Source organism: Azonexus hydrophilus (genome assembly GCF_038368255.1).
GTDB classification, from domain to species: Bacteria; Pseudomonadota; Gammaproteobacteria; order Burkholderiales; family Rhodocyclaceae; genus Azonexus; species Azonexus hydrophilus.
On sequence record NZ_CP151406.1, the window covers coordinates 918,623 to 942,348 of the forward strand.

Consider the following 23,726-nt stretch of genomic DNA (forward strand, 5'->3'; position numbering starts at 1 on the left):
CCCTTTTCAATGGCTTGAGGCATTCCTCCATGTTTTCCGCGAAAGACACCCTGGCAAAAGTTGACCCTGAACTGTGGACGGCCATCGAGGCCGAGAACAAGCGTCAGGAAGATCACATCGAACTGATCGCGTCCGAAAACTACGTCAGCAAGGCGGTCATGGAAGCCCAGGGCTCGCAGCTGACCAACAAATACGCCGAAGGCTACCCGGGCAAGCGCTACTACGGCGGTTGCGAGCACGTCGATGTTGCCGAGCAGATTGCCATTGACCGCATCAAGGCGCTGTTCGGCGCCGATGCCGCCAACGTCCAGCCGAACTCCGGTTCGCAGGCCAACCAGGCCGTGCTGATGGCCTTCTGCAAGCCGGGCGACACGATCATGGGCATGAGCCTGGCCGAAGGCGGCCACCTGACCCACGGCATGCCGCTGAACATGTCCGGCAAGTGGTTCAACGTCGTCTCCTACGGCCTCAACGAAAAGGAAGAAATCGACTACGACAAGATGGAAGCGCTGGCCCGCGAGCACAAGCCGCGCCTGATCGTCGCCGGTGCTTCGGCCTACGCGCTGCGCATCGATTTCGAGCGCTTTGCCAAGATCGCCAAGGAAGTCGGCGCCATCTTCTGGGTCGACATGGCTCACTACGCCGGTCTGATCGCTGCCGGTTTCTACCCGAACCCGGTGCCGTTCGCCGATGTCGTCACCACGACCACGCACAAGACCCTGCGCGGTCCGCGCGGCGGCGTCGTGCTGATGAAGGCCGAACACGAGAAGGCGATCAACTCCGCCATCTTCCCAGGCCTGCAGGGCGGCCCGCTGATGCACGTGATCGCTGCCAAGGCTGTTGCCTTCAAGGAAGCGGCGACGCCCGAGTTCAAGAACTACCAGGAGCAGGTGATCATGAACGCCCGCGTCATGGCCCGCGTGCTGGGTGAAGAGCGCGGCCTGCGCATCGTCTCCGGCCGTACCGAAAGCCACGTCTTCCTGGTCGACCTGCGCGCCAAGAACCTGACCGGCAAGGAAGCCGAAGCGGCGCTGGGCAATGCCCACATCACCGTCAACAAGAACGGCATCCCGAACGACCCGCAGAAGCCGATGGTTACCTCCGGCATCCGCATCGGTTCGCCGGCGATGACGACGCGCGGCTTCACCGAGATCGAAGCCGAGCAGATCGCTCACCTGATCGCCGACGTGCTCGACGCGCCGAACGACGAAGCGGTTGCCGCCCGTGTCCGTGAGCAGGTGTCGGCGCTGTGCAAGCGCTTCCCGGTCTACGGTGCCTAAAAGCCCATGAAGTGTCCTTTCTGCGGCAATGACGAAACCGGGGTGGTCGACACCCGGGTTTCCGAAGAGGGCGACATCGTCCGTCGCCGCAGGAAGTGCGCTGCCTGTGACAAGCGTTTCACCACCTACGAACGGGCCGAAATCCAGTTGCCGCAGGTGGTCAAGAAGAACGGCCTGCGCGCCGACTTCAACCGTGCCAAGCTGCGCGCCAGCCTCGAGCTGGCGCTGCGCAAGCGGCCGGTGTCGATCGAATCGGTCGACGCGGCAATCGCCGACATCGAGGAAAAGCTGTTGACCGCCGGCGAGCGCGAGGTCAGCACGCAGCAACTGGGCGAACTGGTGATGCGCGAGCTGAAGAAGCTCGACAAGGTTGCCTACATCCGCTTTGCCTCCGTCTATCGCAATTTCGAGGACGTCGACGCCTTCTCCAAGGCGATCAAGGAAGTCTCGCCGGTTTCCCGCAAGAAATGAGCTTTTCCGCCCTCGACAGCAGCATGATGGCGCGGGCGCTGCAACTGGCTGAACGCGGCCTGTGGACGACCTCGCCCAATCCGCGTGTCGGTTGCGTGCTGGTCCGCGCGGGTGAAATCGTCGGCGAAGGCTGGCACGAGAAGGCGGGCGAACCTCATGCCGAAGTCCATGCTTTACGTGCCGCCGGCGAGCGGGCGCGTGGCGCCACCGCCTACGTCACGCTGGAACCTTGCAGCCACCACGGGCGTACGCCGCCCTGTGCGGAAGCGCTGATCGCTGCCGGCGTCGCACGCGTCGTTGCGGCGATGGGCGATCCCAATCCGCTGGTTGCCGGGCGCGGTCTGACCCTGCTGCAGGCGGCCGGGATCGAGACGGCCAGCGGCCTGCTGGAAAACGAGGCACGTGAGCTGAACATCGGCTTCGTCTCGCGCATGACCCGTGGTCGGCCGTGGTTGCGGCTCAAGGCGGCAGCCAGCCTGGACGGCAAGACGGCGCTGAACAACGGCGTCAGCCAGTGGATCACCGGCCCGGATGCGCGTCGCGATGGTCATCGCTGGCGGGCGCGAGCCTGCGCCGTGCTGACCGGGGTCGGCACCGTCCGTGACGACGACCCCGGCCTGAACGTGCGTGACGTCGACACCCCGCGCCAACCGCTCCGGGTGGTGGTCGATAGCCGCCTGGAAACGCCGCCGACGGCGAAGATCCTGGCCGGCGGCGGAACGCTGATCTTTGCTGCGGTCGATGACGCGGAGCGGGCTGCGCGGCTGCGCGCCGCCGGTGCCGAAATCGTTTTCCTGCCCAATCCCCGGGGCAAGGTCGACCTGGCGGCGCTGTTGCAGGAACTGGGACGGCGCGGCATCAACGAGGTGCATGCCGAAGCCGGCAGCAAACTCAACGGCTCCTTGCTGCGCGAAGGACTGGTCGACGAATTCGTCTTCTACCTCGCGCCCTGCCTGATTGGCGACGACGCGGCCGGCTTGTTCAGCCTGCCGGCGCTGACGACGCTAGCCGACAAGCAGGCGCTGAAGATTCTCGATCTGCGGCAGATTGGCGCAGATATTCGCCTGATCGCACGGCCGAGTTAGGCGCGCAGACCGCGCAGTCGGGGTCGCGGCGGAACTTCACGGTCCGCCATTCCATGTTCAGGGCGTCGAGCAGCAGCAGGCGGCCACTCAGCGATTCACCGATGCCGGCGGCGAGCTTCAGTGCTTCGGCTGCCTGCATCGTGCCGACGATGCCGGTCAGCGGGGCGAACACGCCCATCACCGCACAGCGGACTTCCTCGACATCCTCGCCTTCAGGAAACAGGCAGTGGTAGCACGGGGCGTCGTCGCGGGCCAGGTCGTAGACGCTGACCTGGCCGTCGAAGCGGATGGCGGCGCCGGACACCAATGGCTTGCGGTGATGCACGCAGGCGCGGTTGATGGCGTGGCGGGTGGCGAAATTGTCGGTGCAGTCGAGGACGATGTCGGCGCTGGCAACCAGCGCGTCGAGCTCGGCGCCGGCCAGGCGCTGTTGCAGCGGAACGACTTCGATCGTGGGGTTCAGTGCGGCCAGCGCCAGCCGGCCGGATTCGGCCTTGGCCATGCCGACGCGAGCCTCGGTGTGGATGATCTGGCGTTGCAGGTTGGTCAGGTCGACCGCATCGTCGTCGACCAGCGTGATCCTGCCGATGCCGCCCGAGGCAAGATAAAGCGCTGCCGGCGAGCCGAGGCCGCCGGCGCCAACGATCAAGGCGTGAGTGTCGAGAATGCGCTGTTGCCCCTCGATGCCGAGCGCGTCGAGCAGGATGTGCCGGCTGTAGCGGAGAAGCTGCTCGTCGGTCACTTGTACTCGCGCCACTCCGGCGGCGTATCGTCGTGGTCGCCGTGCGGGCGGTGTTCCCAGGCTTGCACGTAAGCGCCTTCAGGCGTCGGCTTGAGGCGTTTTTCAGGAACGACCATGTTGTGCAACTGGGTGTCCTCGACGTAATGGATCAGCGCGCGTGTCAGCTTGCTCATCAGCGTGTTGTCGAGGTGGTAGCCCTTGTCTTCCAGATGGTCTTCCAGCTCGGCCAGCGTGTGCTGGGTCAGTTCGTACTCGACGCCGAGCGCACGCTTCTCGTACTTCGGCTCGACGTCGATTTCGTCCATGTTCTTCAGGTCGTCCGCCGCCTCCGGCACCTGGCCGGGCGGGAACTTGGAGAACAGGATCTCCCTTTTCTTCCTGAGGTCTGCGTTGTTGCCCATCATCCCTCCGTGCTCGGATGCCTGATGTCTACTTGCCCTGCATGATCTGCAGGCCCTTGAGGATGTTCAGCGCCTGCTGGAACTGGTAGTCGTTCTGGCTGGCGTATTCCAGGCGGGCCGGCATTTCGTCGCTTTCTTCCTTGTCCTGCTTGCCAGCCGGTTTGGCCGGTGCCGGCTTGCTTTCGTCCTTGGCGGCTTCGCGCTTGTCCTCGAGGTGGCGTTCCAGATCGGCCTCGCGAACACGGGCGGCGCTGCTGCCGTTGGGGCTTTCCTCAACGACGATGTCCGGGGTGATGCCCTTGGCCTGGATCGAACGGCCTTCCGGCGTGTAATAGCGGGCCGTGGTCAGCTTGATCGCGGTGTTGTTGGGTAGCGGCAGGACCGATTGGACGGAACCCTTGCCGAAGGTCTGGGTGCCGACGATGGCGGCGCGCTTGTGATCCTGCAGTGCACCGGCGACGATTTCCGAAGCCGAGGCCGAGCCGCCATTGACCAGTACCACCATCGGGACTTTCTTGACGCCGACCGGCAGGTTGCGCAACGGATCTTCGCGGGTGCCGCGCAGGTAGTCGCGCGGCCGGGCGAGGAACTCCTGTTTGGCGTCCGGGGTCCGGCCATCGGTCGATACGACCTTGGTGTCCGGCGGCAGGAAGGCGGCGGAAACGCCGATGGCGCCGTGGAGCAGGCCGCCCGGATCGTTGCGCAGGTCGAGCACCAGGCCCTTGAGATCGCCTTCCTTGTAAACATTGCTCAGATGCTTGGCCAGGTCGGGTACCGTGGCTTCCTGGAACTGGGTGATGCGGACCCAGGCGTAGCCGGGTTCGACAATTTTTGACTTGACGCTCTGCACCTTGATGACTTCGCGGACCAGCGTGATTTCCAACGGCTTGCTCTCGCCTTTACGCAGGATGCTCAGGCGGATGGCGGTCTTGGGCTTGCCGCGCATCTTCTTGACCGCATCGGACAGGCTCAGGCCCTTGACCGGGGTGTCGTCGAGCTTGAAGATCAGGTCGCCGGCCTTGACGCCGGCCCGGTAGGCGGGCGTGTCCTCGATCGGCGAGACGACCTTGACCAGGCCGTCTTCCATGCCGACTTCGATGCCGAGGCCGCCGAACTCTCCCTGGGTGCCGACCTGCAGATCCTTGAACGAATCGGCATCGAGGTAGGCAGAGTGCGGGTCGAGATTGGACAACAGGCCGGAGATCGCGTTGGCGATCATCTTCTTGTCATCGACCGGCTCGACGTAACCCTGTTTGATCGCGCTATAAACCTCGGCGAAAGTACGCAGGTCTTCGATCGGCAGGCCGGCACGCGCATCCTTCTCGGCGAAGGCCGGCAGCTGCAGCGTGATCAGGGCGCCGGCAACGAAGGCGCCGACGGTAAGGCTCAAGGTTTTGAATTTGCTCATTTCAGACTGGCCCATGACATGGGGTCGATCGGTTGCCCTTTGTGGCGGATTTCAAAGTATAAACCGGATTCCGGATTGCCTCCGGTATTGCCGACGGTGGCGATCGTCTCGCCGCCGCTGACGGCCTGGCCGACCTGCTTGAGCAGCGAATCGTTGTTGCCGTAGATCGACAGGTAGGCGTCGCCGTGATCGACGATCAGCAGGTTGCCGAAGCCGCGCATCCACTCGGAGAAGACGACGCGGCCGTTGGCCACGGCCTTGACCGGACTGCCGGTGTCGGTACGGATGAACAACCCGCGCCATTGGCCGCCGCCGTCGCGGGGGCGGCCGAAGCGGCCGATGACCGTGCCGCGCACCGGCAGGCGCAGTTTGCCACGTTGCTTGGCGAAACTGCCGTCGTTGGCGACCGGCTCGTAACGGTTTTCCGCCCCGCTGGCCTGGGCCGGCGGCGCCGGTTCGCGTGTTCCCGGCGAGGCGGTTTGCGGGCGGCGGGCCGCTTCGGCCGCTGCCTGGCGGCGCCGGCGCTCATCTTCCGCGGCCTTGGCGGCCTGCTGGGCGAGGATGCGTGACAGGCGTTCGACCAGTTGGGTCATGCGCTTTTCGTCGCGCTGCAGGGCGCCGATCTCGCGGCGTTGGGCGCGGACCTTGTCGGATATCTCGGCGTGCAGTGCCTTGCGCTCCTGGCGCTGTTTCTCCAGTTCGGCGTGGTTCTGCTTCTGTTCGCTTTCGACCGCTGCCAATTCTGTGGTCCGCTCGCGCGTGCTGGCTGCCAGGCGTTCCTTTTGCCGGATGGTGTTGCGGATCTCGCCCATCATTTCGGCTCGGGCGGCGGCGATGGCCGAAAGGTAATGGAGGTCGCGCGCCAGTTGATTCGGGTCGTCGCCGTTGAGCAGCAATTGCAGCGAGTCCGGGTTGCCGCGAAGGTATTGGCGGTAGAGCAGCTTTTCCAGTTGCTGCTGCTGCTGGTTGAGCGTCAGGCCCAGTTCGGCCGACTGGTTTTCAAGTGCCTGCAGCTGATTCTGCAATTGTCCGCGTTGCTGGCCAAGTTCATGCAGCTTGCGCTGCAGGCGGGAAATCTGGCGTTCCGATTCGCGCAGGCGGTCGGCGGCGTCGGCCCGGCTGCCTTCGCTGGACGACAATTCCTTGCGCAGGGATTCGATCCGGTTGCGCAGCTCGTCGAGGTCGGCGCGTTTTTCTGCGACTTCGGGGGCGCTGGCCGAGCGTTGGGCGTGCACGTCGCCGACGGCGCAGGCCAGCAGAAGTACGCAGGCGAGCAGCAGTCGCGATAGGGAAGCGGCCGAATCGGCAGCCATGCCGACTGGAAGGTGGGGCATCAGGGAAATTCTGGAATCGGTTCTATGAAAGGCAGGGCTTATTCTATAATCAACCGTTCAACCAATCTGGGGTTTTATCTTGGACGCGCCTTCCTTCAATCTGATCGACAAGCAGGAACACATCGAAATGGCGGCTCGCGCACTGAAGGCGATCGCCCACCCGCTGCGCCTGAAGATACTGTGCGTGGTCGGCGACCAGGAGGCGTGCGTGCAGGACATTGTCGAGCAGGTAGGCACCTCGCAGAGCAATATTTCCCAGCATCTGGCCATTCTGCGCGAAAAGGGCGTGCTGCTGACGCGCAAGGACGCCAATCGTGTTTTCTATCGGGTGGGCGATCAGCGCACCCTGCAGCTCGTCGGCATGATGCGCGAAGTTTTTTGTGGTGTGGAGAGTTAAGTAATGCCGATGGATTTCATCAACCAGAACATCCTGCTCGTTTCTATCGTCATCATCAGCGGCCTCGGTCTGCTGTGGCCGATGTTCTTCCGTCCGGTCGGCACCGCCGTCAATCCGGGTGAGGCCACCCTGCTGATCAATCGCGAGGATGCCCGGGTGCTCGACGTGCGCGAGAGCAGCGAGTTCGCCGGCGGTCATATCCCGGATGCGATCAACATTCCGGGGGGCAAGCTGCTGGATCGTCTGCACGAGATCGAGAAGTTCAAGGACAAGCCGCTGATCGTCTGCTGTGCCGCCGGCATGCGCTCGAACAAGGCCTGTCGCGAGCTCAAGCAGAAGGGTTTCGAGAAGCTGTATAACCTGAGCGGCGGTGTCGATGCCTGGAATGCGGCCAGTTACCCGCTGCACAAGGGAAGCAAGAAGAAATGAACCAGCCGGTCCGGATGTACACCACCGAAATCTGCCCTTACTGCGTTCGCGCCAAGCGCCTGCTGAATGCGCGTGGGGTTAGCGAGATCGAGGAAATCCGGGTTGATCTCGACCCGGAACGTCGGGATGAAATGATGCAGAAAACCGGGCGGCGTACCGTGCCGCAAATCTTCATTGGCGAGACGCATGTCGGCGGTTGCGACGACCTGCATGCGCTTGATGCCGCCGGCAAGCTGTTGCCCTTGCTGGCCGGCGAAGCCTGAACCGATTAACCACCAGAAAGAGAAACATGGAACAGAACAACGAACAGCCGGTCTTCGGCATCGAGAAGCTTTACATCAAGGATCTGTCGGTCGAAGTGCCGAACGCGCCGGAAATTTTCCTGGAGCAGGAAGCGCCGCAGGTGACGGTCCAGTTGAATTCGACCGGCCGTGGTGTTGGCGAAGGTACCTTTGAAGTCGTCCTGACCGTGACGGTGACCGCCGCCATCGGTGAAAAGACCGTGTTCCTGGTCGAAGTCGGCCAGGCCGGCATCTTTCGCATCCTCAACGTGCCGGAAGAGCAACTGGAACCGCTGGTTTCCATCGCCTGCCCGAACGTCCTGTTCCCGTACGCCCGCGAAGCCGTTTCCGACGCCGTGACGCGCGCCGGTTTCCAGCCCATCGTCCTGCAGCCGGTGAATTTCGAGGCGATGTACATGCAGCGCCTGCAGGAGCAGCAGCCGGCTCCCGACACCCCGCTGCAGTAAGGCCAGACCATGCGCCGCCTGTTTCCCGCCCTGTGGGCGCTGCTGTTTGCCTTGCCGGCAATGGCCAGCGATTACCGTTCGGTCGTGGGGCCGGCGGCCATTCTTTACGACGCGCCGTCGCAAATGGCGAAAAAGCTTTACCTCATCCGCGCCCAGACGCCGGTCGAGGTTGTTGTCCGCCTGGAAGGCTGGTTCAAGGTACGCGATGCCGAGGGCACGCTGGCCTGGATCGAAGCCGCCCAACTGGCCGAGCGGCGCACCGTGATGGTCATCGCTGCGCGTGGCGAACTGCGCCAGGCCGATCGCGACGATGCGCCGGTGCTCGCCAGCCTGGATAAATGGCTGGTCGTCGATTACCTGGCGACGGGCGCGCCGGGCTGGGTGAAGGTGCGCCACCGCGACGGCGCCACCGGTTTCGTCCGCAGCACTCAGGTCTGGGGCACATGAAGCTGACGTTGATTGGTGCCGGGGCCTGGGGTAGTGCGCTGTCGATTGCCTTTGCCGACAGCCATGCGGTGACCCTGTGGTCGCGCGAAACCGACGTCGCCGAGGAAATCGAGGCGACCCGCGAGAATCGTCGTTTCCTGCCGGGCTATCGACTGCCCGACAGCATTGCGCTGTCTACCGATTTTGCAGCAGCAGTCGCTCAGGCCGAACTGCTCATCATCGCCACGCCGATCGCCGGTCTGCGACCGACACTCGAGCGGCTCAAGGCGCTTTCCTGCCGGACGCCGCTGCTATGGGTGTGCAAGGGCTTCGAGGCGGAAACCGGCAAGCTGCCGCATCAGGTCGTTGCCGAAGTGCTGGGCGACGATGCGGTTTGCGGTGCCCTGTCCGGTCCCAGTTTTGCCGAGGAAGTGGCTGCCGCCCAGCCGACTGCTGTCGCACTGGCCGCCAACGATCCGTGCTTCGCCCGAGAAACGGCACGGGCGCTGCACAGCAACCGCCTGCGCATCTATGCCAACGATGACCTGATTGGCGTCGAGGTCGGTGGTGCGGTAAAGAACGTGCTGGCCATCGCAACCGGTGTCTGCGACGGTCTGGGCCTCGGGCTCAATTCGCGTGCCGCGCTGATCACCCGCGGTCTGGCCGAAATCGCCCGCCTCGGCGTGGCCCTCGGCGGGCAGCGCGAAACCTTCATGGGGCTGGCCGGCATGGGCGACCTGATCCTGACCTGCACCGGCGACCTGTCGCGCAATCGTCGCGTCGGTTTGGGGCTGGCCCGTGGGCAGACGCTCGCCGAAGTGCTGGCGGCCCTCGGGCATGTTGCCGAAGGGGTGTATACAGCGCGCGAAACAGACCGCCTGGCCCGCGAACTCGATATCGACATGCCGATCAGCGTGGCGGTCGCGGCGGTCCTCGACGGTCGCCTGACGGCAGCTGCAGCCGTCGACCAACTGATGGCCCGCGATCCCAAGGAAGAGCTGGCCTGATCTTCCGGCCTAGACGGCGTCGGCGAAACCGATCTGCCGCCAGGCCTCGAAAATCGTCACCGCTGCTGCATTCGACAGGTTGAGGCTGCGCTGGCCGGCCCGCATCGGCAGTCGCAGCCGGCAATCGGCCGGAAAGGCATCGCGGATGTCGGGCGGCAGTCCGGCTGTTTCCTGACCGAAAACGAAGACGTCGCCGTCGCGGAAATCGACGGAATAGAGATTGCGACTGCCCCGGGTGGTCATTGCAAACATGCGCCGTGGCGCCAGTGCCGCCTGGCACGCCTGCCAGTCGGCGTGGCGGACGATGCGCGCGTACTCGTGATAATCCAGCCCGGCACGCCGCAGATGCTTGTCGCTGAGGTCGAAACCGAGCGGTTCGACGAGATGGAGTTCGGCCCCGGTGTTGGCGCACATGCGGATGATGTTGCCGGTATTGGGCGGAATTTCGGGCTGGTAGAGGACGACGGCGAACACGGTGCGGATGATCTGGACGAAGCTGGCGATTAAAGCACGGATTCAGCCCTTCAGCGCACGCCCGACGACGGCGACGTGGATGCTGGTCGCGCCGTGCAGGGCGAGGACGCGGGCGCACTCGTCGGCGGTGGCGCCGCTGGTCAGGACATCGTCCACCAGCAGGATGCGGCAGCCGCTGAGGTCGTTGCCGCAGGCGAAGGCGCCGCGCACGTTGCCGTGTCTGTCCTTGAGCGGCAGCCCGGCCTGGGGCGGCGTTGCCCGGCAACGCTGCAGGCTGTCGTGGTCGACCGGAAGATTCAGGCAGCGGCCGAGCGTGCGGGCGATTTCCATGGCCTGGTTGAAACCGCGTTCGCGTAGCCGGGACGGATGCAGCGGCAAGGGGATGATCCGGTTGTGCTCGCCGGCCGGGACAAGTTCGGCCAGTTGACGTCCGAACCAGGCGGCGAGCGGCAGCCGGTGCTGGTACTTGAGGGCCTGGATCAGCCGGTCGAGCGGGAAGGTGTAGCGGTACAAGGCGTATACCCCGGCGAAGTGCGGCGCCTGCTTCAGACAGGCGCCGCAGCGCTCGCCATGCGTGGTCTGTTCGCCGCAGCAGGGGCATTGCTTTGCCGGCAATGCCGGCAGGTCGTTCTGGCAATCCGGGCACAACAAGGCGTCGCCGGCGAGGCCGGCGCAAAGCAAGCAATTGTTCGGTAACAGGCCTTGCCATACACGCATCGGCGCGAATGCCGGAGACTCGGGTAAAATTGACTTCCTCGCCGGCGTCTCGGATAATTCATAATTACCGTCAGCGTTTGCTGTTGATTTAACAGGACTTTTTGTAAGGTTTTTCATGCAATCCAGTGCCCTCTCCGTTTCCGCCTCCTGTGCCCAGACGACCCCGGTTCATCGCTGGACGATAGACGAGGTCTTGGCGCTTTACGACATGCCGCTGATGGATCTGGTTTTCCGTGCCCAGCAGGTGCATCGCGAGAATTTTGATGCTAATGCCATTCAACGCTCGACCTTGCTCTCCGTCAAGACCGGAGGTTGTTCGGAGGACTGCAGCTACTGTTCGCAGTCGGCACGTTACGACACCGATCTCGAACGCGAGCGCCTGATGCCGCTCGACGAGGTGGTGGCCGCGGCGAAGACGGCGAAGGAAAAGGGCGCATCGCGTTTCTGCATGGGCGCTGCCTGGCGCGGTCCCAAGGACAACGACCTCGACAAGGTGCTGGCGATGGTGCGCGAGGTCAAGGCGCTCGGCATGCAGACCTGCGTGACGCTCGGCATGCTCAAGGAAGGCCAGGCCGAGAAGCTGAAGGAAGCCGGTCTCGATTACTACAACCACAATCTCGATACCGACAAGGAATTCTACGGTCAGGTGATCAAGTCGCACACCCACGACGACCGTCTGGATACGCTCGACCAGGTGCGCGACGCCGGCATCAACGTTTGTTCGGGCGGCATCATCGGCATGGGCGAATCGCGCAAGAACCGGGCGGCACTGATCGTGCAACTGGCCAATCTGCCGACGCCGCCAGAGTCGGTGCCGATCAACAACCTCGTGCCGATTCCGGGGACGCCGCTGGCCGACAAGCCGCGGCTCGATCCCTTCGAGTTTGTGCGGACCATCGCCGCCGCCCGCATCGCCATGCCGCGTTCGTGGGTGCGTCTGTCGGCCGGTCGCCAGGAGATGAGCGACGAGTTGCAGGCCCTGTGTTTCCTGGCTGGCGCCAACTCGATGTTCTACGGTGACCACCTGCTGACCACGGGCAACCCGGAAGTCGATCGCGATGACGGGCTGTTCGCCCGCCTTGGTCTGAAGGCGGTTTGAACCCCGACAACGCGCTCTCCGGTTTTGTCGACGCCGCTCAGGTCGGGCGGCGGTTTTCACGTATTGCCGGCGTCTATGACCGGGGCGATTTTTTTGCCCGCGAAGTCGATCGCCGAATGCAGGAGCGCCTCGATTACGTCCGCCTGACGCCTGCTCGCATCGTTGATCTCGGCTGCAGCCGGGGGGCGAGCCTGGCTGGTCTGGCGGCGCGTTTTCCGGCGGCCGAAGTGCTCGCGCTCGACAATTCGCAGGCGATGCTGGTCGCCGGCCGCGAGCCGCGTCCCGGCTGGCAGCGCCTGCTCGGCCTGGGCCGGCGGGGTGGGCAACGCATTTGTGGCGATGTCGAGCGCTTGCCGCTGGCGGGCGGTTCGGCTGGCTTGCTGTGGTCGAACCTGGTCCTGCACTGGCTCGACAATCCCTTGCCGGCGCTGGCTGAAGCGCATCGCGTGCTGGAGGTCGGCGGCTTGCTGATGTTCTCGACGCTGGGGCCGGATACGCTGCACGAGTTGCGCTCGGCGTTCAGCGACGGCTATGCCCATACCCAGCGCTTCACCGACATGCACGATCTGGGCGACATGCTGGTCGAGTGTGGTTTCTCCGACCCGGTGATGGACATGGAAGTGATCACGCTGACTTACGACAGCGTTGACGCGCTGTTTGCCGAATTGCGTGCGGCGGGTTCTGCGTGCGCGATGAAGGCGCGCCGTCATGGCCTGACCCCGCCCGGCCGACTGGCGGCGATGCGCCAGGCCTACGAGCGCCTGCGCAGCGACGGTCGTCTGCCGGCGACCTTCGAGGTCATCTACGGCCATGCCTGGAAGGCGCGGCCGAGGCAGACGGCCGATGGTCGTGCCATCATCCGTTTCGAACGCGGACGTTAATCCGGTCGTTTGCGGAAGAACTTGACGGCCTGGACCTGAGTCGTGCGGGGGGCTGGGATGGCCCGCTGCTTGCGGTTCTGCACCCGCCACCACAGCAGCAGGCCGGTCAGTACGGCGTAGGCCAGCGGCTGGGCAATTTCAGTGATCTTGCTCAGCCAGAGGAAATGCAGGCAGGCGAGGATGGCGATCAGGTAGATGCTGCGATGCAGTTCCTGCCAGCGTTTGCCGCCCAGCCGGCGGACCGCCCAGGCATTCGAGGTCAGGGCCAGCGGCACGAGCAGCGCGAAAGCGGCAAAACCGATGCTGATGAAGGGGCGCTTCAGGATGTCGCGGGCAATCGCCTGGGCCGAGAAGTCATGGTCGAAGCCGACGAACGACAACAGGTGCAGGCAGGCATAGGTAAACGTGAATAGTCCCAGCATCCGGCGCAGGCGCAACAGCCAGTGCTGGCTGGTGATGGCACGCAACGGCGACACGCTCAGTGTCAGCAGCAGGAAGTTGAGTGTCCAGAGGCCGGTATACCGTTGCACCGTCTCGACCGGATTGGCGCCCAGGGCGTCGCTAGCGGCGAGCCATGCCAGCCAGGCCAGGGGAAGGGTCGAGGCGAAGAAGACCAAGGCTCTGGCCGTGGTGATGATTTGTTGGTGCATGCTCAGTAATTCCGGCGCAGGTCCATGCCTGCGTAAAGATGGGCAACCTGTTCGGCGTAGCCGTTGTAGGGCAGGGTCGGGCGTTTGCGGAATTCCCCCAGGCGGCGTTCGCTTTCCTGCGACCAGCGCCGATGGGCGACATCCGGATTGACGTTGGCGTAGAAACCGTATTCATGCGGTGCCGCCTTGTTCCAGGTGGTACGCGGGGCCTGTTCGGCGAAGTGGATGCGGACGATGGATTTGGCGCTCTTGAAACCGTATTTCCAGGGAACAACCAGGCGGATCGGCGCACCGTTCTGCCTGGGCAGGCGATTGCCGTACATGCCGACGGCCAGCAGCGTCAGTGGATTGGCCGCCTCATCGATGCGCAGCGCCTCGGTGTACGGCCAGTCCAGGACAGGCAGGCGCACCCTGGGCATCTGCGCCGGATCGGCCAGGCTGGTGAATACCGCGTACTTGGCCTTGCTGGTCGGCTGAACTCGTCGGATCAGTTCGCTCATCGGCAGGCCGAGCCAGGGAATCACCGCGCTCCAGCCCTCGACGCAGCGCAGGCGGTAGATGCGCTCTTCCAATCCCCAGCGGATGATTTCATCGATGTCGAAAGTCTGGGGCCGGGCAATTTCTCCATCGACCGTGACGGTCCACGGAGAAATGCGCAAGCTCTGGGCGTTGGCTTTCGGACTGTCCTTGTCCGGGCCGAATTCGTAGAAGTTGTTGTAACTGCTGACGGCGTCGAAAGGCGTCGGCTTGTCGTCAGGGTCCCAGGCCGGGTTGCGTCGATAGGGCAAGGGCTGGGCGGTGTCGTTCGGGCTGGCCCGGGTGAACGACGGCAGGGTCAGCGCACCGGCAGCCAGCAGCAATCGACGGCGGGACCATTGTGTTTTCGGCGTGATTTCCGAAGCGGGGGGCGTGGGAAAGCGAAACATCGCGTTCTCCCTGTGACTGGTAGTGAGGTGAGACCCGTTTGGCCGGGCTGGGTTCAGTCACGCAGACTGAGTGCGAGCCGCAGATCACCGATGTCCTCTTCGGCTTCCTCGACCAGGTCGAGATAGCGGGCGCGGTCGGCGTCGCGCAGCTCACGGGTTTCCGGGGCGATATCCTTGCCCATCCACTCCTTGTCGCCACCGGCCAGCAGGTTGGCAAAATAGAGTACGTCGCGCACGGTGCAGGGGGCCTCGACATTCTGCAGGCGGTCGTGATCGCGGATGGCTTCGGTGATTCTCTCGGGGATACCCAGGGCATGCAACAGGCTTTCGCCGATCCCTTCGTGCCAGCCGACCAGCAACTCGAGCATGGCTTCGCGATTGTTGCGGTATTCGGGGTATTCGGTGGCCCGGTAGAGCAGGTAGAAGACGCCGATGTCGTGCACCAGGCCGGCCATCATTGCATCATCCGGGTTGATCCGGCCGAGGCGGCGGGCCAGCACCCGGGCGATGGCGGCGACGTGAATCGAGTGGGCCCAGGCGTTATGGGCAATGTTCTCGTAATTGGCCAGATTGCGCGACTTCAGCATCTGGTCCATGGCGACCGCCAGGGAGATGGTGCGGACCGAGTCGAAGCCGATGCGGCTGATGGCCATCGCCAGGTCGCTGCTGACCTTGCCGGAGGGGTTGTAGCTGACCGAGTTGGCCAGGCGCAGCAATTTGCTGGAAATCAGCGGCTCGACGCCGACCACCTGGACGACTTTTTCCAGATTGGCGAATGGATCCTTGAGCGTGTTGCGCACGAGCAGCGCCGCATCCAGGCAGGTCGGGAAATTGACATCGCCGGACAGTTCGCGGGCGATGTCCTCCAGGATGCGGAAGTGAATGCTGTCGTGCGCGCTCATGGTCAACTGGCGATGTAACGCTCGAGTTCCTCGATCAGGAATTGCTGGGCGCTGATGGTTTCCTTGACCAGGTCGCCGATCGACAGGATGCCGAGGACCTGGCCCTGATCATCGAGTACCGGCAGGTGGCGGAAACGCTTTTCCGTCATCAGCGACATGCACTCCTCAAGGGTCGCCTGCAGACCGACATAGGCAACCCGAGAACTCATCAGGTCTCGGACCGGGGTTTCCTTGGACGAGCGGTGGTTGCGAATCTGCTTGCGGGCATAGTCGCGCTCCGAAAAAATGCCGACCAGCTTGCCTTCCTGCAGTACCAGCAGGGCGCCGACGTTGTGCTCGGCCATGACGCAGAGCGCCTGGTAAACAGTGTCGTCGGGTGCGGTGACGGCCAGCGGGGCGGTTTTTTCCGCCAGGAGTTGCTTGAGTGTCTTCATGTTCGGTCTCCGCGTTTTTGTTGGTGGTAACGACAGTCTAAACGCGGTCGTCAGAAAGAACAAAGGCAGCCCGCAGGCTGCCCTGTGCTTGCTTTCTGACGAGGCTCAGCGCAGGCCGGCAGCGTAGTCGGCGACAGCCTTGATTTCGACGTCGGACAACTTCGCGGCAATCATGCGCATCATTTTTTCCGGGTCGTTGGCGCGTTCCTCGGCGCGGAAAGCCTTCAGCTGGGCTTCGGTGTATTCGGCAAACTGGCCGGCCAGGCGAGGGTACTGGGCCGGCAGGCCGGCACCGGCCGGGCCGTGGCAGCCGGCGCAGGCCGGAATGCCCTTCTTGAAGTCACCCTGGCGCCACAGTTTCTTGCCCAGGGCAATGCTGGCTTCGTTCTTGGCTGCTTCCGGTTTGAGCTTCTGGCTGGCGTACCAGGCAGCGACGTTGCGCTTGTCTTCGTCGGTCAGCGCGGCAACCATGCCGGCCATGATGGCGTTGTCACGCGCCGCGGGCTTGTCATCAACCGCCTGGAAGTTGACCAGTTGCTTGTAGATGTACTGTTCGATCTGGCCGGCCAGATGCGGGTTGGCCGAGCTTGCACTGTTGCCATCGACGCCGTGGCAGGCAACGCAGATCGATTCTGCGACGAGCTTGCCCTTGGCCGGGTCGGCCTTGGCGGATGCCTGGTCGGCAGCGTGGGTGACGAAACTGGTGGCAAACAGGATTGCCATTGCCGCGGTACGAATCATTTTCGAACTCCTAGTGCGCATGAATGGGCGCTTTGGCCGGAACGGAAGTTACAAACCTGTTATTCTATATCAGTTTCCCTTCACCTAGGCGGGTCTTCCGCGTTTTTTATGCCTCTCTTCCAGAACGCGATTTTCCATACGACCGTTGCCAATCTGCGTGATCTTCCCGACGATGCGATCAGCGAAGTGGCCTTCGCCGGGCGGTCGAATGCCGGAAAATCATCGGCAATCAACACGCTCGCCGGCCGGGTCCGCCTCGCCTTCGTCAGCAAGACGCCGGGGCGGACGCAGCATCTGAATTATTTCACGCTGGCGGCCGGCAAGTATTTCGTCGACCTTCCCGGCTATGGCTATGCCAAGGCGCCAGAAGAGATTCGCACGCAATGGGAGGGGCTGATCGGTCCCTATCTCAGCCGGCGTGGCCCCCTGGTCGGGCTGGTGGTGATCATGGATTGCCGCCGGCCGTTTACCGATCTCGATCGCAACCTGATCGACTGGTTCCGGCCGACCGGCCGGCCGATCCACATCCTGCTGTCGAAGGCCGACAAGTTGTCGCGTCAGGACCAGACCAAGGTGCTGCGTGCGGTCAAGGCGGAGCTGGCGAGCTGGGGGGAAGGGGCGTACAGCGTACAGCTCTTCTCCAGCCTGAAGAAAACCGGTGTCGAGGAGGCGGAAGCGGTGCTCGCCGGCTGGCTGGGCATTGAATTGCCGCCAAAAAAGGCGCCGGAAAAGAAAGGGCCCCCGGATAAGGGGAGTCCGGGGGCCAAAATGCCTCAACGTGGTCAAGGCACCCGCTCAGGGAGGTGAAGCGGGAGACAGCGCGTGCCATCTTGTGCATGTGACGCAGGTCAACGCGGAAAGTTCCGCGGCGGTTTAAATTTTTCGTTTTATTTTTGAAGGTAGGGATGACGATGGCTGGCAACTTTCCCGGAACCCGCATGCGCCGGATGCGGCGCGACGATTTTTCGCGGCGCCTGATGCGCGAGTCGGTGCTGACGGCCGATGACTTCATCTATCCGGTTTTTGTTCTCGAAGGCGAAGGCCGGATCGAGAAAGTGGTTTCGATGCCCGGCGTCGAACGGCAATCGATCGACGTGCTTTTGCTCACCGCCGCGCGCGCGGTCAAGCTGGGTATTCCGGCGCTGGCGCTATTCCCGGTGATCGACGCACCGTTGAAGTCGCTCGGCGCCGAGGAGGCTTACAACCCCCAGGGTCTGGTGCCGCGGGCGGTGCGTGCGCTCAAGCAGGCCTTTCCCGAACTTGGCGTGATCACCGACGTCGCGCTTGATCCCTACACCAGTCATGGTCAGGATGGGTTGATCGACGACAGCGGTTACGTGCTCAACGACGAAACGCTCGATGTCCTGGTGCGGCAGGCGCTGTGCCATGCCGAAGCCGGTGCCGACGTGGTGGCGCCGTCGGACATGATGGACGGGCGTGTCGGTCGCATCCGTGAGGCGCTGGAGCGTAATGGCCAGATTCACACGCGCATTCTGGCGTATTCGGCCAAGTATGCGTCGAGCTTCTACGGGCCTTTCCGCGATGCCGTCGGTTCGGCCGGCAATCTCGGCAAGGGCAACAAATACACCTACCAGATGGACCCGGCCAACGGCGACGAAGCGCTGCGCGAGGTCGCCCTCGATATCGAGGAGGGGGCCGACATGGTCATGGTCAAGCCGGGCATGCCGTATCTGGACATTGTCCGCCGGGTCAAGGACGAGTTCGGGGTGCCGACCTACGCCTACCAGGTCAGCGGTGAATACGCGATGATCAAGGCGGCGGCGCAGAACGGCTGGCTCGACGAGCGGGCGGTGGTGCTGGAGAGCCTGCTCGCCTTCAAGCGCGCCGGCGCCGACGGCATCCTGACCTATTTCGCGCTCGACGCGGCGGAATATCTGAAGGGCTGATCCGGTTCTAATGGGAAACAAAAAGGGCGGCCGACGGGCCGCCCTTGGCGTTTACGCGTCGCCGGCCTGCGATAGGCAGGCGAAGTAGAGCATCGGCCATTGCTGTGGCCATTGCGCCAGCGGTTCGCGGCTGAAGCCGGAGCGGGCGTATTGTTCCCAGCGGCCGACGACGTAGCAGCGCAGCAGGTTGGCCAGCGCCCCGAAATCGGCCTCGGCCTTGAACGTCTCCTGCGTCGCGGCGATGCGCAGGGCCTGCTTGAGCGCCGCTTCGACCTTGTCGAGCAGTGCGTTGATGCGCAGCTGCAGGCGTTCGTTCTCGTTGACCAGGGCGTCGCCGATCAGCACCCGGGTCATGCCACGGTTCTTCTGGGCGAAGTTGAGCAGCAGGCCGAGGATCAGTTCGATCTGGCGGAAGCCGCGTTCTTCCTCGCCGGTGATCTGGTTGATGACGCCGAACAGGCTCTGCTCGATGAACTCGATCAGCCCTTCGAACATCTGCGCCTTGCTGGCGAAGTGGCGGTAGAGCGCAGCTTCGGAACATTCCAGTTTGCCGGCCAGGGCCGCGGTGGTGATCTTTTCCCCTTTCGGGGTTTCCAGCATTTCAGCCAGGGTTTGCAGGATCTGCAGGCGGCGTTCGCCCGGTTTGGTCGCCATCGATGTTGTCCCTCGAAGAATTTTTTGTGCCCGGATTATAGACGAGCGCAGCGTTGCGGCAATTGCAGCACCGACGAAACCTGGACGTCGACGTAGGGCGAACGGCGAGAGCCAGCACTCACCCACACGGTTTTCATGCCGAGCTTGCGGGCGGTGACGAGGTTGGCCAGGCTGTCCTCGACCATGATGCAGCGGCGTGGGTCCAGGCGTTCGGCGCGCAGCAGCGTGCGGAACCCCTGCGGCATCGGCTTGGGCCGGAATTTCAGGCTTTCGACGGTGTACACCGCGGCGAAGTGGCGATCCAGCCCGGTCAGTTCGAGGACCGCCTCGGCGTAGGCGCGCGGTGCGTTGGAGAACAGTATCTTGCGCCCGGGCAGGCGCCTGAGCGTGTGTAGCAGCGGCTTCTCGAACACCAGCATGCGGGCGAGGTCGGGAAACTGGTGGGTTTCGTGCAGAAAATGGCGCGGGTCAATCGCGTGGTGGCGGATCAGCCCGAGCAGGGTCGCGCCATAGCGTTGCCAGTAATCCTGGCGCAGGCGGTTGGCGGCGTTTTCGTCGAGGCCGAGGTAGCGCTCGATGTACTCGCGCATCGCCCGGTTGATGTGCGGGAAAATGTGCGGGGAGGCGTTGTGCAGCGTGTTGTCGAGGTCGAACAACCAGACGCGTTCCCCGCGCATGGTTTAGTGCGACTTGATCATCGTGCCGACGCCGTGGTCGGTCAGGATTTCGAGCAGCAGCGCGTGTTCGACGCGGCCGTCGATGATGTGCACGCCCTTGACGCCGTTGCGCGCGGCATCGAGGGCCGAGCCGATCTTCGGCAGCATGCCGCCGGACAGCGTGCCGTCGGCGACCATCTCGTCGATCTCCTTGGGCGTGATGCCGGTGATCAGGTTGCCGGCCTTGTCGAGCACGCCCGGTGTGTTGGTCAGCAGCACCAGCTTCTCGGCCTTGAGCACTTCGGCGATCTTGCCGGCGACGACGTCGGCGTTGATGTTGTAGGTCTCGCCGTTGTCACCGACACCGATCGGGGCGATCACCGGGATGAACGAGGCCTTGTCGAGGTGGTCGATCAGCGACGGGTCGATCTTGGTGATCTCACCGACCTGGCCGACATCGATCAGGTCGCCCGGATTGTCCTTGTTTTCCAGCATCAGCTTTTTGGCGCGGATGCAGTTGCCATCCTTGCCAGTCAGGCCGACGGCCTTGCCACCGTGCTGGTTGATCAGGTTGACGATGTCCTTGTTGACCTGGCCGCCGAGTACCATTTCGACGACTTCCATGGTTTCGGCGTCGGTGACGCGCATGCCCTGGATGAACTCGCCCTTCTTGCCGACGCGGGTCAGCAGGTTCTCGATCTGCGGACCGCCGCCGTGCACGACGACGATGTTGAAGCCGATCAGTTCGAGCAGCACGACGTCGCGGGCGAAGCAGCTTTTCAGGTGCTCGTCGGTCATCGCGTTGCCGCCGTACTTGACGACGATGGTCTTGCCGTGGAAACGCTTGATGTAGGGCAGGGCTTCGGCCAGGACGGCGGCCTTGGTGCCGGGGCTGAGGTTTTCTAGGGGCATGGCGAACTCCAGAAGGGATCGCCGCGGATTGTACAAAGAAAATGCCCGCTACGGTGTCGGGCCTGGCGCCTTGCTCATTGCCAGAACAGAGAGCAAGCGGATGGCATCCCGGTTGCTCCATGAGAAGCAGCGTTCGGCAGCTTCCTCCCAGGGCAGCCAGCAGTGGGCGCGATGCTCGTCGGGGGCGGTGGCGATGGCGATGCGCCCGGGCAGCTCGAGCGCGAATACCCGCTCGGTGTTGTGGGTGGTGCCGGGGGCGTAGCGATGGCGCCAGCTGGCGAAGATCTCGTAGGTGTTTTCAATGCGCCAGTCGCTGAGCGCATAGTGCTGGCAGTCAATGCCGGTTTCCTCGAGGACTTCGCGGCGGGCGGTGGCGAGCGGCGTTTCGTCGCCTTCGCGGCTGCCGGTGACCGACTGCCACAGGCCGGGCTGGCGGGCGCGTTCGAGCAGCAGGACTTCCAGTTCCCGGGTGTGGATGACGACGAGGACGGATTCCGGCTGCTTGTAGGCCATCACGTGCCGGGCCAGAGCGGCAGGTCGGCGGCGACGTCGAGCCAGATGGTCAGCGGCGCCTCGGCTTCGGCACGGGCCTCGCAGGCGGCACGCAGGACCTCGACGAGCACGACGAAATGATCCGGGTGGCGCTGGGCGTAGGTGTTCAGGCCGTGCAGATGAATCCGCGCCGGGATATCCGGGTCGCTCAGGCAGTCGAAGAGGGCGTCGAAATTGGCGCCGTACCAGTCGGGAAAACTCAGCGCCTTGCCCAGTTGCCGGAGCAGTTCAGCAGTTTTTGTGCATTTTCCCAGGTCGACCGTGACATCCGCCGTTGGCGTCTGGCCGCCGGCGAGCTGGAAAACGCCGTGCATGGCTGGCTTCATGGCGACTCCCGGATGCGCCGGAAGGACTTGTAGTGGTCTTCCGTGTAGTAGTACTCGGCTTCCTTGCCGGCGACGATGCGCTTCGGGCCGCGGTCCTTGCGGCCGGGCGTCTTCACCGTGTATTCGCGGTAGTAGCCGCGCGGCTGCAGCGGCAGCAGCTTTTCGAAATTATTGAAGACGATGCCGTCGCGCTGGTACGGGAACGGGCCGCCCTGCTTGATCAGCGCCAGCGTCTCGCGAGCCTCGGGCGGCAGACGGCCGACCTCGATCGTCTGCCGGTCGCTGCTGCCGTTCCAGAAGGCAAAAGCGCTTCCGATCGCCAGCAGCAGGACGATCAGGAAGCGCTGCAGATCACGCATGGTTTAGCCCTGGGTGATTTCGACCTGGGTTTCGACCTTCTGGCGCAGGCGAACGTGCAGTTCGCGCAACTGCTTCTCGTCGACCGCCGACGGGGCGTCGGTGAGCAGACACTGGGCGCGCTGGGTCTTGGGGAAGGCAATCACGTCGCGGATCGACTCGGCGCCGGTCATCATGGTGACGATGCGATCCAGACCGAAGGCCAGGCCGCCGTGCGGCGGCGCGCCGTACTTCAGCGCGTCGAGCAGGAAGCCGAACTTGGCCTGCTGTTCTTCCGGGCCGATGTTGAGCGCAGCGAAAACCTTTTCCTGCACGTCGGCGCGGTGGATACGCACCGAACCGCCGCCCAGTTCCCAGCCGTTCAGCGCCAGGTCGTAGGCCTTGGCCAGGCACTTGCCCGGATCGGTGGCGAGGAATTCGAGGTGCTCGTCCTTCGGGCTGGTGAACGGGTGGTGGCAGGCGGTCCAGCGCTTGGACTCGTCGTCGTACTCGAACATCGGGAAGTCGATGACCCACAGCGGCGCCCACTTGGCGCCGGTGACGAAGCCCTTTTCGTGGCCGATCTTGATGCGCAGCGCACCGAGGGCGTCGCTGACGATCTTGGCCTTGTCGGCGCCGAAGAAGATCAGGTCGCCGGACTGGGCGCCGGTGCGTTCGAGCACGGTACGCAGCGAGGCTTCGGAGAGGTTCTTGACGATCGGCGACTGCAGGCCGGTTTCATTGACCTGGGTGACGTCGTTGACCTTGATGTAGGCCAGGCCCTTGGCGCCGTAGATGCCGACGAACTTGGTGTACTCGTCGATCTCGCCGCGGGTCAGCGAGGCGCCGCCCGGAATGCGCATGGCGGCGATGCGGCCGCCTTCGCTGTTGGCGATGTTGGCGAAGACCTTGAAGGCGACATCCTTGAAGGCGTCGGCGACATCGACCAGTTCGAGGGTGACGCGCAGGTCCGGCTTGTCGGAGCCGAAGCGGCGCATGGCTTCGGCGTAGGTCATGCGCGGGAATTCCGGCAGGTCGACGTCGATGGCTTCCTTGAACACGCGGCGGATCAGCTGTTCCATCAGCGCGGTGATCTCGGCCTCGCTCATGAACGAGGTCTCGATATCGACCTGGGTGAATTCCGGCTGGCGGTCGGCGCGCAGGTCCTCGTCGCGGAAGCACTTGGTGATCTGGTAGTAGCGGTCGAAGCCCGCGACCATCAGCAACTGCTTGAACAGCTGCGGCGATTGCGGCAGGGCGAAGAACTGGCCGGCATGGACGCGCGACGGAACCAAGTAGTCGCGCGCGCCTTCCGGCGTGGACTTGGTCAGCATCGGCGTTTCGACGTCGATGAAGCCGTTGTCGTCGAGGAAGCGGCGGAAAGCGCGGGCCGTCTTGTAGCGCAGCATCAGGTTGTTCTGCATCTGCGGACGCCGCAGGTCGATGACGCGGTGGGTCAGGCGGACGTTCTCGGAGAGGTTTTCCTCGTCGAGCTGGAATGGCGGCGTAACCGAGGGATTCAGGACTTCGATTTCATGGCAGAGGATTTCGATCTCGCCGGAAGCCAGGTTGGCGTTGGTCGTGCCGGCCGGACGCGGACGCACCTTGCCGGTGATCTTCAGGCAGAATTCGTTGCGCACCGATTCGGCGATCTTGAAAGTGTCAGCACGATCCGGGTCGCAGACGACCTGGGCCAGGCCCTCGCGGTCGCGCAAGTCGATGAAGATGACGCCGCCGTGGTCGCGACGACGATGGGCCCAGCCGCACAGGGTGACGATCTGGCCGTCGAGGCCGGCGTTGAGTTGTCCGCAGTAATGGGTACGCATGGAGA

The 23,726-nt window shown here is 63.9% G+C and carries 31 protein-coding genes; 13 read left to right on the top strand and 18 right to left on the bottom strand.

Annotation, left to right across the window (positions count from 1 at the left end; translation table 11 throughout):
* Positions 1-29 precede the first annotated feature (29 nt).
* The 3 genes from glyA to ribD are packed head-to-tail and all read left to right on the top strand — an operon-like array spanning position 30 to position 2,836.
* Positions 30-1,280: a serine hydroxymethyltransferase gene (glyA, locus tag AADV58_RS04410; RefSeq protein ID WP_028994910.1), complete on the top strand. Its 1,251-nt coding sequence runs from the start codon at positions 30-32 to the stop codon at positions 1,278-1,280.
* Between the two features lie 6 nt (positions 1,281-1,286).
* The gene (gene nrdR / locus AADV58_RS04415) at positions 1,287-1,751 is read left to right on the top strand and encodes a transcriptional regulator NrdR (RefSeq protein WP_028994911.1); all 465 of its coding nucleotides are present in this window, start codon (positions 1,287-1,289) and stop codon (positions 1,749-1,751) included.
* Positions 1,748-2,836, top strand: coding sequence for a bifunctional diaminohydroxyphosphoribosylaminopyrimidine deaminase/5-amino-6-(5-phosphoribosylamino)uracil reductase RibD (ribD, locus tag AADV58_RS04420; RefSeq protein WP_281981169.1), 1,089 nt, complete (start codon positions 1,748-1,750; stop codon positions 2,834-2,836). The genes nrdR and ribD overlap by 4 nt, the downstream gene beginning before the upstream one ends.
* Here ribD and AADV58_RS04425 read toward each other — a convergent pair.
* From AADV58_RS04425 to AADV58_RS04440, 4 genes are read right to left on the bottom strand one after another with little or no spacing between them, the layout of a single operon-like run.
* A complete protein-coding gene (locus AADV58_RS04425) occupies positions 2,733-3,578 on the bottom strand; it encodes a HesA/MoeB/ThiF family protein (protein ID WP_281981167.1) in 846 nt (281 codons plus the stop codon). The genes ribD and AADV58_RS04425 overlap by 104 nt on opposite strands.
* Positions 3,575-3,979 carry a hypothetical protein gene (locus AADV58_RS04430; protein WP_088177964.1) on the bottom strand — a complete coding sequence of 135 codons (405 nt, stop codon included), beginning with the start codon at positions 3,977-3,979 and terminating at the stop codon, positions 3,575-3,577. The genes AADV58_RS04425 and AADV58_RS04430 overlap by 4 nt, the downstream gene beginning before the upstream one ends.
* A 28-nt stretch (positions 3,980-4,007) precedes the next feature.
* Positions 4,008-5,387 carry a S41 family peptidase gene (locus tag AADV58_RS04435; RefSeq protein ID WP_051295363.1) on the bottom strand — a complete coding sequence of 460 codons (1,380 nt, stop codon included), beginning with the start codon at positions 5,385-5,387 and terminating at the stop codon, positions 4,008-4,010.
* Entirely contained in the window at positions 5,384-6,721 is a 1,338-nt protein-coding gene (locus tag AADV58_RS04440) for a murein hydrolase activator EnvC family protein (protein WP_081700165.1), read from the bottom strand. The genes AADV58_RS04435 and AADV58_RS04440 overlap by 4 nt, the downstream gene beginning before the upstream one ends.
* Before the next feature lie 127 nt (positions 6,722-6,848).
* Between AADV58_RS04440 and AADV58_RS04445 the strand changes: the two genes are divergently transcribed.
* The 6 genes from AADV58_RS04445 to AADV58_RS04470 are packed head-to-tail and all read left to right on the top strand — an operon-like array spanning position 6,849 to position 9,728.
* The gene (locus AADV58_RS04445) at positions 6,849-7,118 is read left to right on the top strand and encodes an ArsR/SmtB family transcription factor (protein WP_051295369.1); all 270 of its coding nucleotides are present in this window, start codon (positions 6,849-6,851) and stop codon (positions 7,116-7,118) included.
* A 3-nt stretch (positions 7,119-7,121) separates the two neighbouring features.
* Positions 7,122-7,547, top strand: coding sequence for a rhodanese-like domain-containing protein (locus AADV58_RS04450; RefSeq protein WP_051295364.1), 426 nt, complete (start codon positions 7,122-7,124; stop codon positions 7,545-7,547).
* The gene (grxC, locus tag AADV58_RS04455; protein ID WP_028994918.1) at positions 7,544-7,810 is read left to right on the top strand and encodes a glutaredoxin 3; all 267 of its coding nucleotides are present in this window, start codon (positions 7,544-7,546) and stop codon (positions 7,808-7,810) included. Before AADV58_RS04450 ends, grxC begins: the two co-directional genes overlap by 4 nt.
* 26 nt (positions 7,811-7,836) lie before the next feature.
* Entirely contained in the window at positions 7,837-8,295 is a 459-nt protein-coding gene (gene secB, locus AADV58_RS04460) for a protein-export chaperone SecB (protein WP_028994919.1), read from the top strand.
* A 9-nt stretch (positions 8,296-8,304) separates the two neighbouring features.
* Positions 8,305-8,742: an SH3 domain-containing protein gene (locus AADV58_RS04465; protein WP_028994920.1), complete on the top strand. Its 438-nt coding sequence runs from the start codon at positions 8,305-8,307 to the stop codon at positions 8,740-8,742.
* On the top strand, positions 8,739-9,728 hold the full coding sequence (locus AADV58_RS04470; RefSeq protein ID WP_028994921.1) for an NAD(P)H-dependent glycerol-3-phosphate dehydrogenase: 990 nt from the start codon (positions 8,739-8,741) through the stop codon (positions 9,726-9,728). The genes AADV58_RS04465 and AADV58_RS04470 overlap by 4 nt, the downstream gene beginning before the upstream one ends.
* 9 nt (positions 9,729-9,737) lie before the next feature.
* Here AADV58_RS04470 and trmL read toward each other — a convergent pair whose 3' ends face one another.
* Together trmL and AADV58_RS04480 are read right to left on the bottom strand one after the other, a co-directional pair.
* The gene (gene trmL / locus AADV58_RS04475) at positions 9,738-10,202 is read right to left on the bottom strand and encodes a tRNA (uridine(34)/cytosine(34)/5-carboxymethylaminomethyluridine(34)-2'-O)-methyltransferase TrmL (protein ID WP_028994922.1); all 465 of its coding nucleotides are present in this window, start codon (positions 10,200-10,202) and stop codon (positions 9,738-9,740) included.
* A 42-nt stretch (positions 10,203-10,244) separates the two neighbouring features.
* Positions 10,245-10,919, bottom strand: coding sequence for a ComF family protein (locus AADV58_RS04480; RefSeq protein WP_028994923.1), 675 nt, complete (start codon positions 10,917-10,919; stop codon positions 10,245-10,247).
* A gap of 115 nt (positions 10,920-11,034) precedes the next feature.
* Here AADV58_RS04480 and bioB point away from each other — a divergent pair, with 115 nt between their 5' ends.
* Positions 11,035-12,018 carry a biotin synthase BioB gene (gene bioB, locus AADV58_RS04485; RefSeq protein WP_281981151.1) on the top strand — a complete coding sequence of 328 codons (984 nt, stop codon included), beginning with the start codon at positions 11,035-11,037 and terminating at the stop codon, positions 12,016-12,018.
* Positions 12,015-12,899, top strand: a complete 885-nt coding sequence (locus AADV58_RS04490; protein ID WP_341744179.1) for a methyltransferase domain-containing protein — start codon at positions 12,015-12,017, stop codon at positions 12,897-12,899. Before bioB ends, AADV58_RS04490 begins: the two co-directional genes overlap by 4 nt.
* On the opposite strand, the gene AADV58_RS04495 is transcribed toward AADV58_RS04490, so the two are convergent.
* The 5 genes from AADV58_RS04495 to AADV58_RS04515 all read right to left on the bottom strand — a co-directional run bounded on the left by AADV58_RS04495 (position 12,896) and on the right by AADV58_RS04515 (position 16,552).
* Positions 12,896-13,549 carry a protein-methionine-sulfoxide reductase heme-binding subunit MsrQ gene (locus AADV58_RS04495; RefSeq protein WP_341744180.1) on the bottom strand — a complete coding sequence of 218 codons (654 nt, stop codon included), beginning with the start codon at positions 13,547-13,549 and terminating at the stop codon, positions 12,896-12,898. The two genes, AADV58_RS04490 and AADV58_RS04495, sit on opposite strands and share 4 nt — an antisense overlap.
* Before the next feature lie 2 nt (positions 13,550-13,551).
* On the bottom strand, positions 13,552-14,475 hold the full coding sequence (gene msrP / locus AADV58_RS04500; protein WP_341744181.1) for a protein-methionine-sulfoxide reductase catalytic subunit MsrP: 924 nt from the start codon (positions 14,473-14,475) through the stop codon (positions 13,552-13,554).
* A gap of 53 nt (positions 14,476-14,528) precedes the next feature.
* Positions 14,529-15,377, bottom strand: a complete 849-nt coding sequence (locus AADV58_RS04505) for an HDOD domain-containing protein (RefSeq protein WP_028994928.1) — start codon at positions 15,375-15,377, stop codon at positions 14,529-14,531.
* Positions 15,378-15,379: 2 nt separating this feature from the next.
* Positions 15,380-15,811, bottom strand: a complete 432-nt coding sequence (locus AADV58_RS04510; protein WP_028994929.1) for a CBS domain-containing protein — start codon at positions 15,809-15,811, stop codon at positions 15,380-15,382.
* A gap of 105 nt (positions 15,812-15,916) precedes the next feature.
* Complete coding sequence (locus AADV58_RS04515) at positions 15,917-16,552, bottom strand: c-type cytochrome (RefSeq protein ID WP_028994930.1); 636 nt, start codon at positions 16,550-16,552, stop codon at positions 15,917-15,919.
* A 108-nt stretch (positions 16,553-16,660) separates the two neighbouring features.
* Between AADV58_RS04515 and yihA the strand changes: the two genes are divergently transcribed.
* Positions 16,661-17,359: a ribosome biogenesis GTP-binding protein YihA/YsxC gene (gene yihA, locus AADV58_RS04520; protein ID WP_028994931.1), complete on the top strand. Its 699-nt coding sequence runs from the start codon at positions 16,661-16,663 to the stop codon at positions 17,357-17,359.
* Between the two features lie 98 nt (positions 17,360-17,457).
* Positions 17,458-18,459 carry a porphobilinogen synthase gene (gene hemB, locus AADV58_RS04525; RefSeq protein ID WP_341744182.1) on the top strand — a complete coding sequence of 334 codons (1,002 nt, stop codon included), beginning with the start codon at positions 17,458-17,460 and terminating at the stop codon, positions 18,457-18,459.
* Between the two features lie 51 nt (positions 18,460-18,510).
* Here hemB and slmA read toward each other — a convergent pair whose 3' ends face one another.
* The 7 genes from slmA to aspS are packed head-to-tail and all read right to left on the bottom strand — an operon-like array spanning position 18,511 to position 23,721.
* Complete coding sequence (slmA, locus tag AADV58_RS04530; RefSeq protein ID WP_341744183.1) at positions 18,511-19,113, bottom strand: nucleoid occlusion factor SlmA; 603 nt, start codon at positions 19,111-19,113, stop codon at positions 18,511-18,513.
* A gap of 35 nt (positions 19,114-19,148) precedes the next feature.
* A complete protein-coding gene (locus tag AADV58_RS04535; RefSeq protein WP_341744184.1) occupies positions 19,149-19,790 on the bottom strand; it encodes a pyrimidine 5'-nucleotidase in 642 nt (213 codons plus the stop codon).
* Between the two features lie 3 nt (positions 19,791-19,793).
* Positions 19,794-20,681: an acetylglutamate kinase gene (argB, locus tag AADV58_RS04540; RefSeq protein ID WP_028994935.1), complete on the bottom strand. Its 888-nt coding sequence runs from the start codon at positions 20,679-20,681 to the stop codon at positions 19,794-19,796.
* Positions 20,682-20,729: 48 nt separating this feature from the next.
* On the bottom strand, positions 20,730-21,194 hold the full coding sequence (gene nudB, locus AADV58_RS04545) for a dihydroneopterin triphosphate diphosphatase (RefSeq protein WP_028994936.1): 465 nt from the start codon (positions 21,192-21,194) through the stop codon (positions 20,730-20,732).
* Positions 21,194-21,559, bottom strand: coding sequence for a barstar family protein (locus AADV58_RS04550; RefSeq protein ID WP_051295366.1), 366 nt, complete (start codon positions 21,557-21,559; stop codon positions 21,194-21,196). The genes nudB and AADV58_RS04550 overlap by 1 nt, the downstream gene beginning before the upstream one ends.
* Complete coding sequence (locus tag AADV58_RS04555) at positions 21,556-21,918, bottom strand: ribonuclease domain-containing protein (RefSeq protein WP_341744185.1); 363 nt, start codon at positions 21,916-21,918, stop codon at positions 21,556-21,558. The genes AADV58_RS04550 and AADV58_RS04555 overlap by 4 nt, the downstream gene beginning before the upstream one ends.
* Positions 21,919-21,921: 3 nt before the next feature.
* Complete coding sequence (aspS, locus tag AADV58_RS04560) at positions 21,922-23,721, bottom strand: aspartate--tRNA ligase (protein ID WP_028994939.1); 1,800 nt, start codon at positions 23,719-23,721, stop codon at positions 21,922-21,924.
* Positions 23,722-23,726: the final 5 nt, after the last annotated feature.

Coding starts and splice junctions, on each gene's coding strand:
- glyA (WP_028994910.1), top strand. CDS start 30: ATGTTTTCCGCGAAAGACACCCTGGCAAAAGTTGACCCTGAACTGTGG.
- nrdR (WP_028994911.1), top strand. CDS start 1,287: ATGAAGTGTCCTTTCTGCGGCAATGACGAAACCGGGGTGGTCGACACC.
- ribD (WP_281981169.1), top strand. CDS start 1,748: ATGAGCTTTTCCGCCCTCGACAGCAGCATGATGGCGCGGGCGCTGCAA.
- AADV58_RS04430 (WP_088177964.1), bottom strand. CDS start 3,979: ATGGGCAACAACGCAGACCTCAGGAAGAAAAGGGAGATCCTGTTCTCC.
- AADV58_RS04435 (WP_051295363.1), bottom strand. CDS start 5,387: ATGAGCAAATTCAAAACCTTGAGCCTTACCGTCGGCGCCTTCGTTGCC.
- AADV58_RS04440 (WP_081700165.1), bottom strand. CDS start 6,721: ATGCCCCACCTTCCAGTCGGCATGGCTGCCGATTCGGCCGCTTCCCTA.
- AADV58_RS04445 (WP_051295369.1), top strand. CDS start 6,849: ATGGCGGCTCGCGCACTGAAGGCGATCGCCCACCCGCTGCGCCTGAAG.
- AADV58_RS04450 (WP_051295364.1), top strand. CDS start 7,122: ATGCCGATGGATTTCATCAACCAGAACATCCTGCTCGTTTCTATCGTC.
- grxC (WP_028994918.1), top strand. CDS start 7,544: ATGAACCAGCCGGTCCGGATGTACACCACCGAAATCTGCCCTTACTGC.
- secB (WP_028994919.1), top strand. CDS start 7,837: ATGGAACAGAACAACGAACAGCCGGTCTTCGGCATCGAGAAGCTTTAC.
- AADV58_RS04465 (WP_028994920.1), top strand. CDS start 8,305: ATGCGCCGCCTGTTTCCCGCCCTGTGGGCGCTGCTGTTTGCCTTGCCG.
- AADV58_RS04470 (WP_028994921.1), top strand. CDS start 8,739: ATGAAGCTGACGTTGATTGGTGCCGGGGCCTGGGGTAGTGCGCTGTCG.
- AADV58_RS04480 (WP_028994923.1), bottom strand. CDS start 10,919: ATGCGTGTATGGCAAGGCCTGTTACCGAACAATTGCTTGCTTTGCGCC.
- bioB (WP_281981151.1), top strand. CDS start 11,035: ATGCAATCCAGTGCCCTCTCCGTTTCCGCCTCCTGTGCCCAGACGACC.
- AADV58_RS04495 (WP_341744180.1), bottom strand. CDS start 13,549: ATGCACCAACAAATCATCACCACGGCCAGAGCCTTGGTCTTCTTCGCC.
- msrP (WP_341744181.1), bottom strand. CDS start 14,475: ATGTTTCGCTTTCCCACGCCCCCCGCTTCGGAAATCACGCCGAAAACA.
- AADV58_RS04505 (WP_028994928.1), bottom strand. CDS start 15,377: ATGAGCGCGCACGACAGCATTCACTTCCGCATCCTGGAGGACATCGCC.
- AADV58_RS04510 (WP_028994929.1), bottom strand. CDS start 15,811: ATGAAGACACTCAAGCAACTCCTGGCGGAAAAAACCGCCCCGCTGGCC.
- AADV58_RS04515 (WP_028994930.1), bottom strand. CDS start 16,552: ATGATTCGTACCGCGGCAATGGCAATCCTGTTTGCCACCAGTTTCGTC.
- yihA (WP_028994931.1), top strand. CDS start 16,661: ATGCCTCTCTTCCAGAACGCGATTTTCCATACGACCGTTGCCAATCTG.
- hemB (WP_341744182.1), top strand. CDS start 17,458: ATGACGATGGCTGGCAACTTTCCCGGAACCCGCATGCGCCGGATGCGG.
- slmA (WP_341744183.1), bottom strand. CDS start 19,113: ATGGCGACCAAACCGGGCGAACGCCGCCTGCAGATCCTGCAAACCCTG.
- AADV58_RS04535 (WP_341744184.1), bottom strand. CDS start 19,790: ATGCGCGGGGAACGCGTCTGGTTGTTCGACCTCGACAACACGCTGCAC.
- argB (WP_028994935.1), bottom strand. CDS start 20,681: ATGCCCCTAGAAAACCTCAGCCCCGGCACCAAGGCCGCCGTCCTGGCC.
- nudB (WP_028994936.1), bottom strand. CDS start 21,194: ATGGCCTACAAGCAGCCGGAATCCGTCCTCGTCGTCATCCACACCCGG.
- AADV58_RS04550 (WP_051295366.1), bottom strand. CDS start 21,559: ATGAAGCCAGCCATGCACGGCGTTTTCCAGCTCGCCGGCGGCCAGACG.
- AADV58_RS04555 (WP_341744185.1), bottom strand. CDS start 21,918: ATGCGTGATCTGCAGCGCTTCCTGATCGTCCTGCTGCTGGCGATCGGA.
- aspS (WP_028994939.1), bottom strand. CDS start 23,721: ATGCGTACCCATTACTGCGGACAACTCAACGCCGGCCTCGACGGCCAG.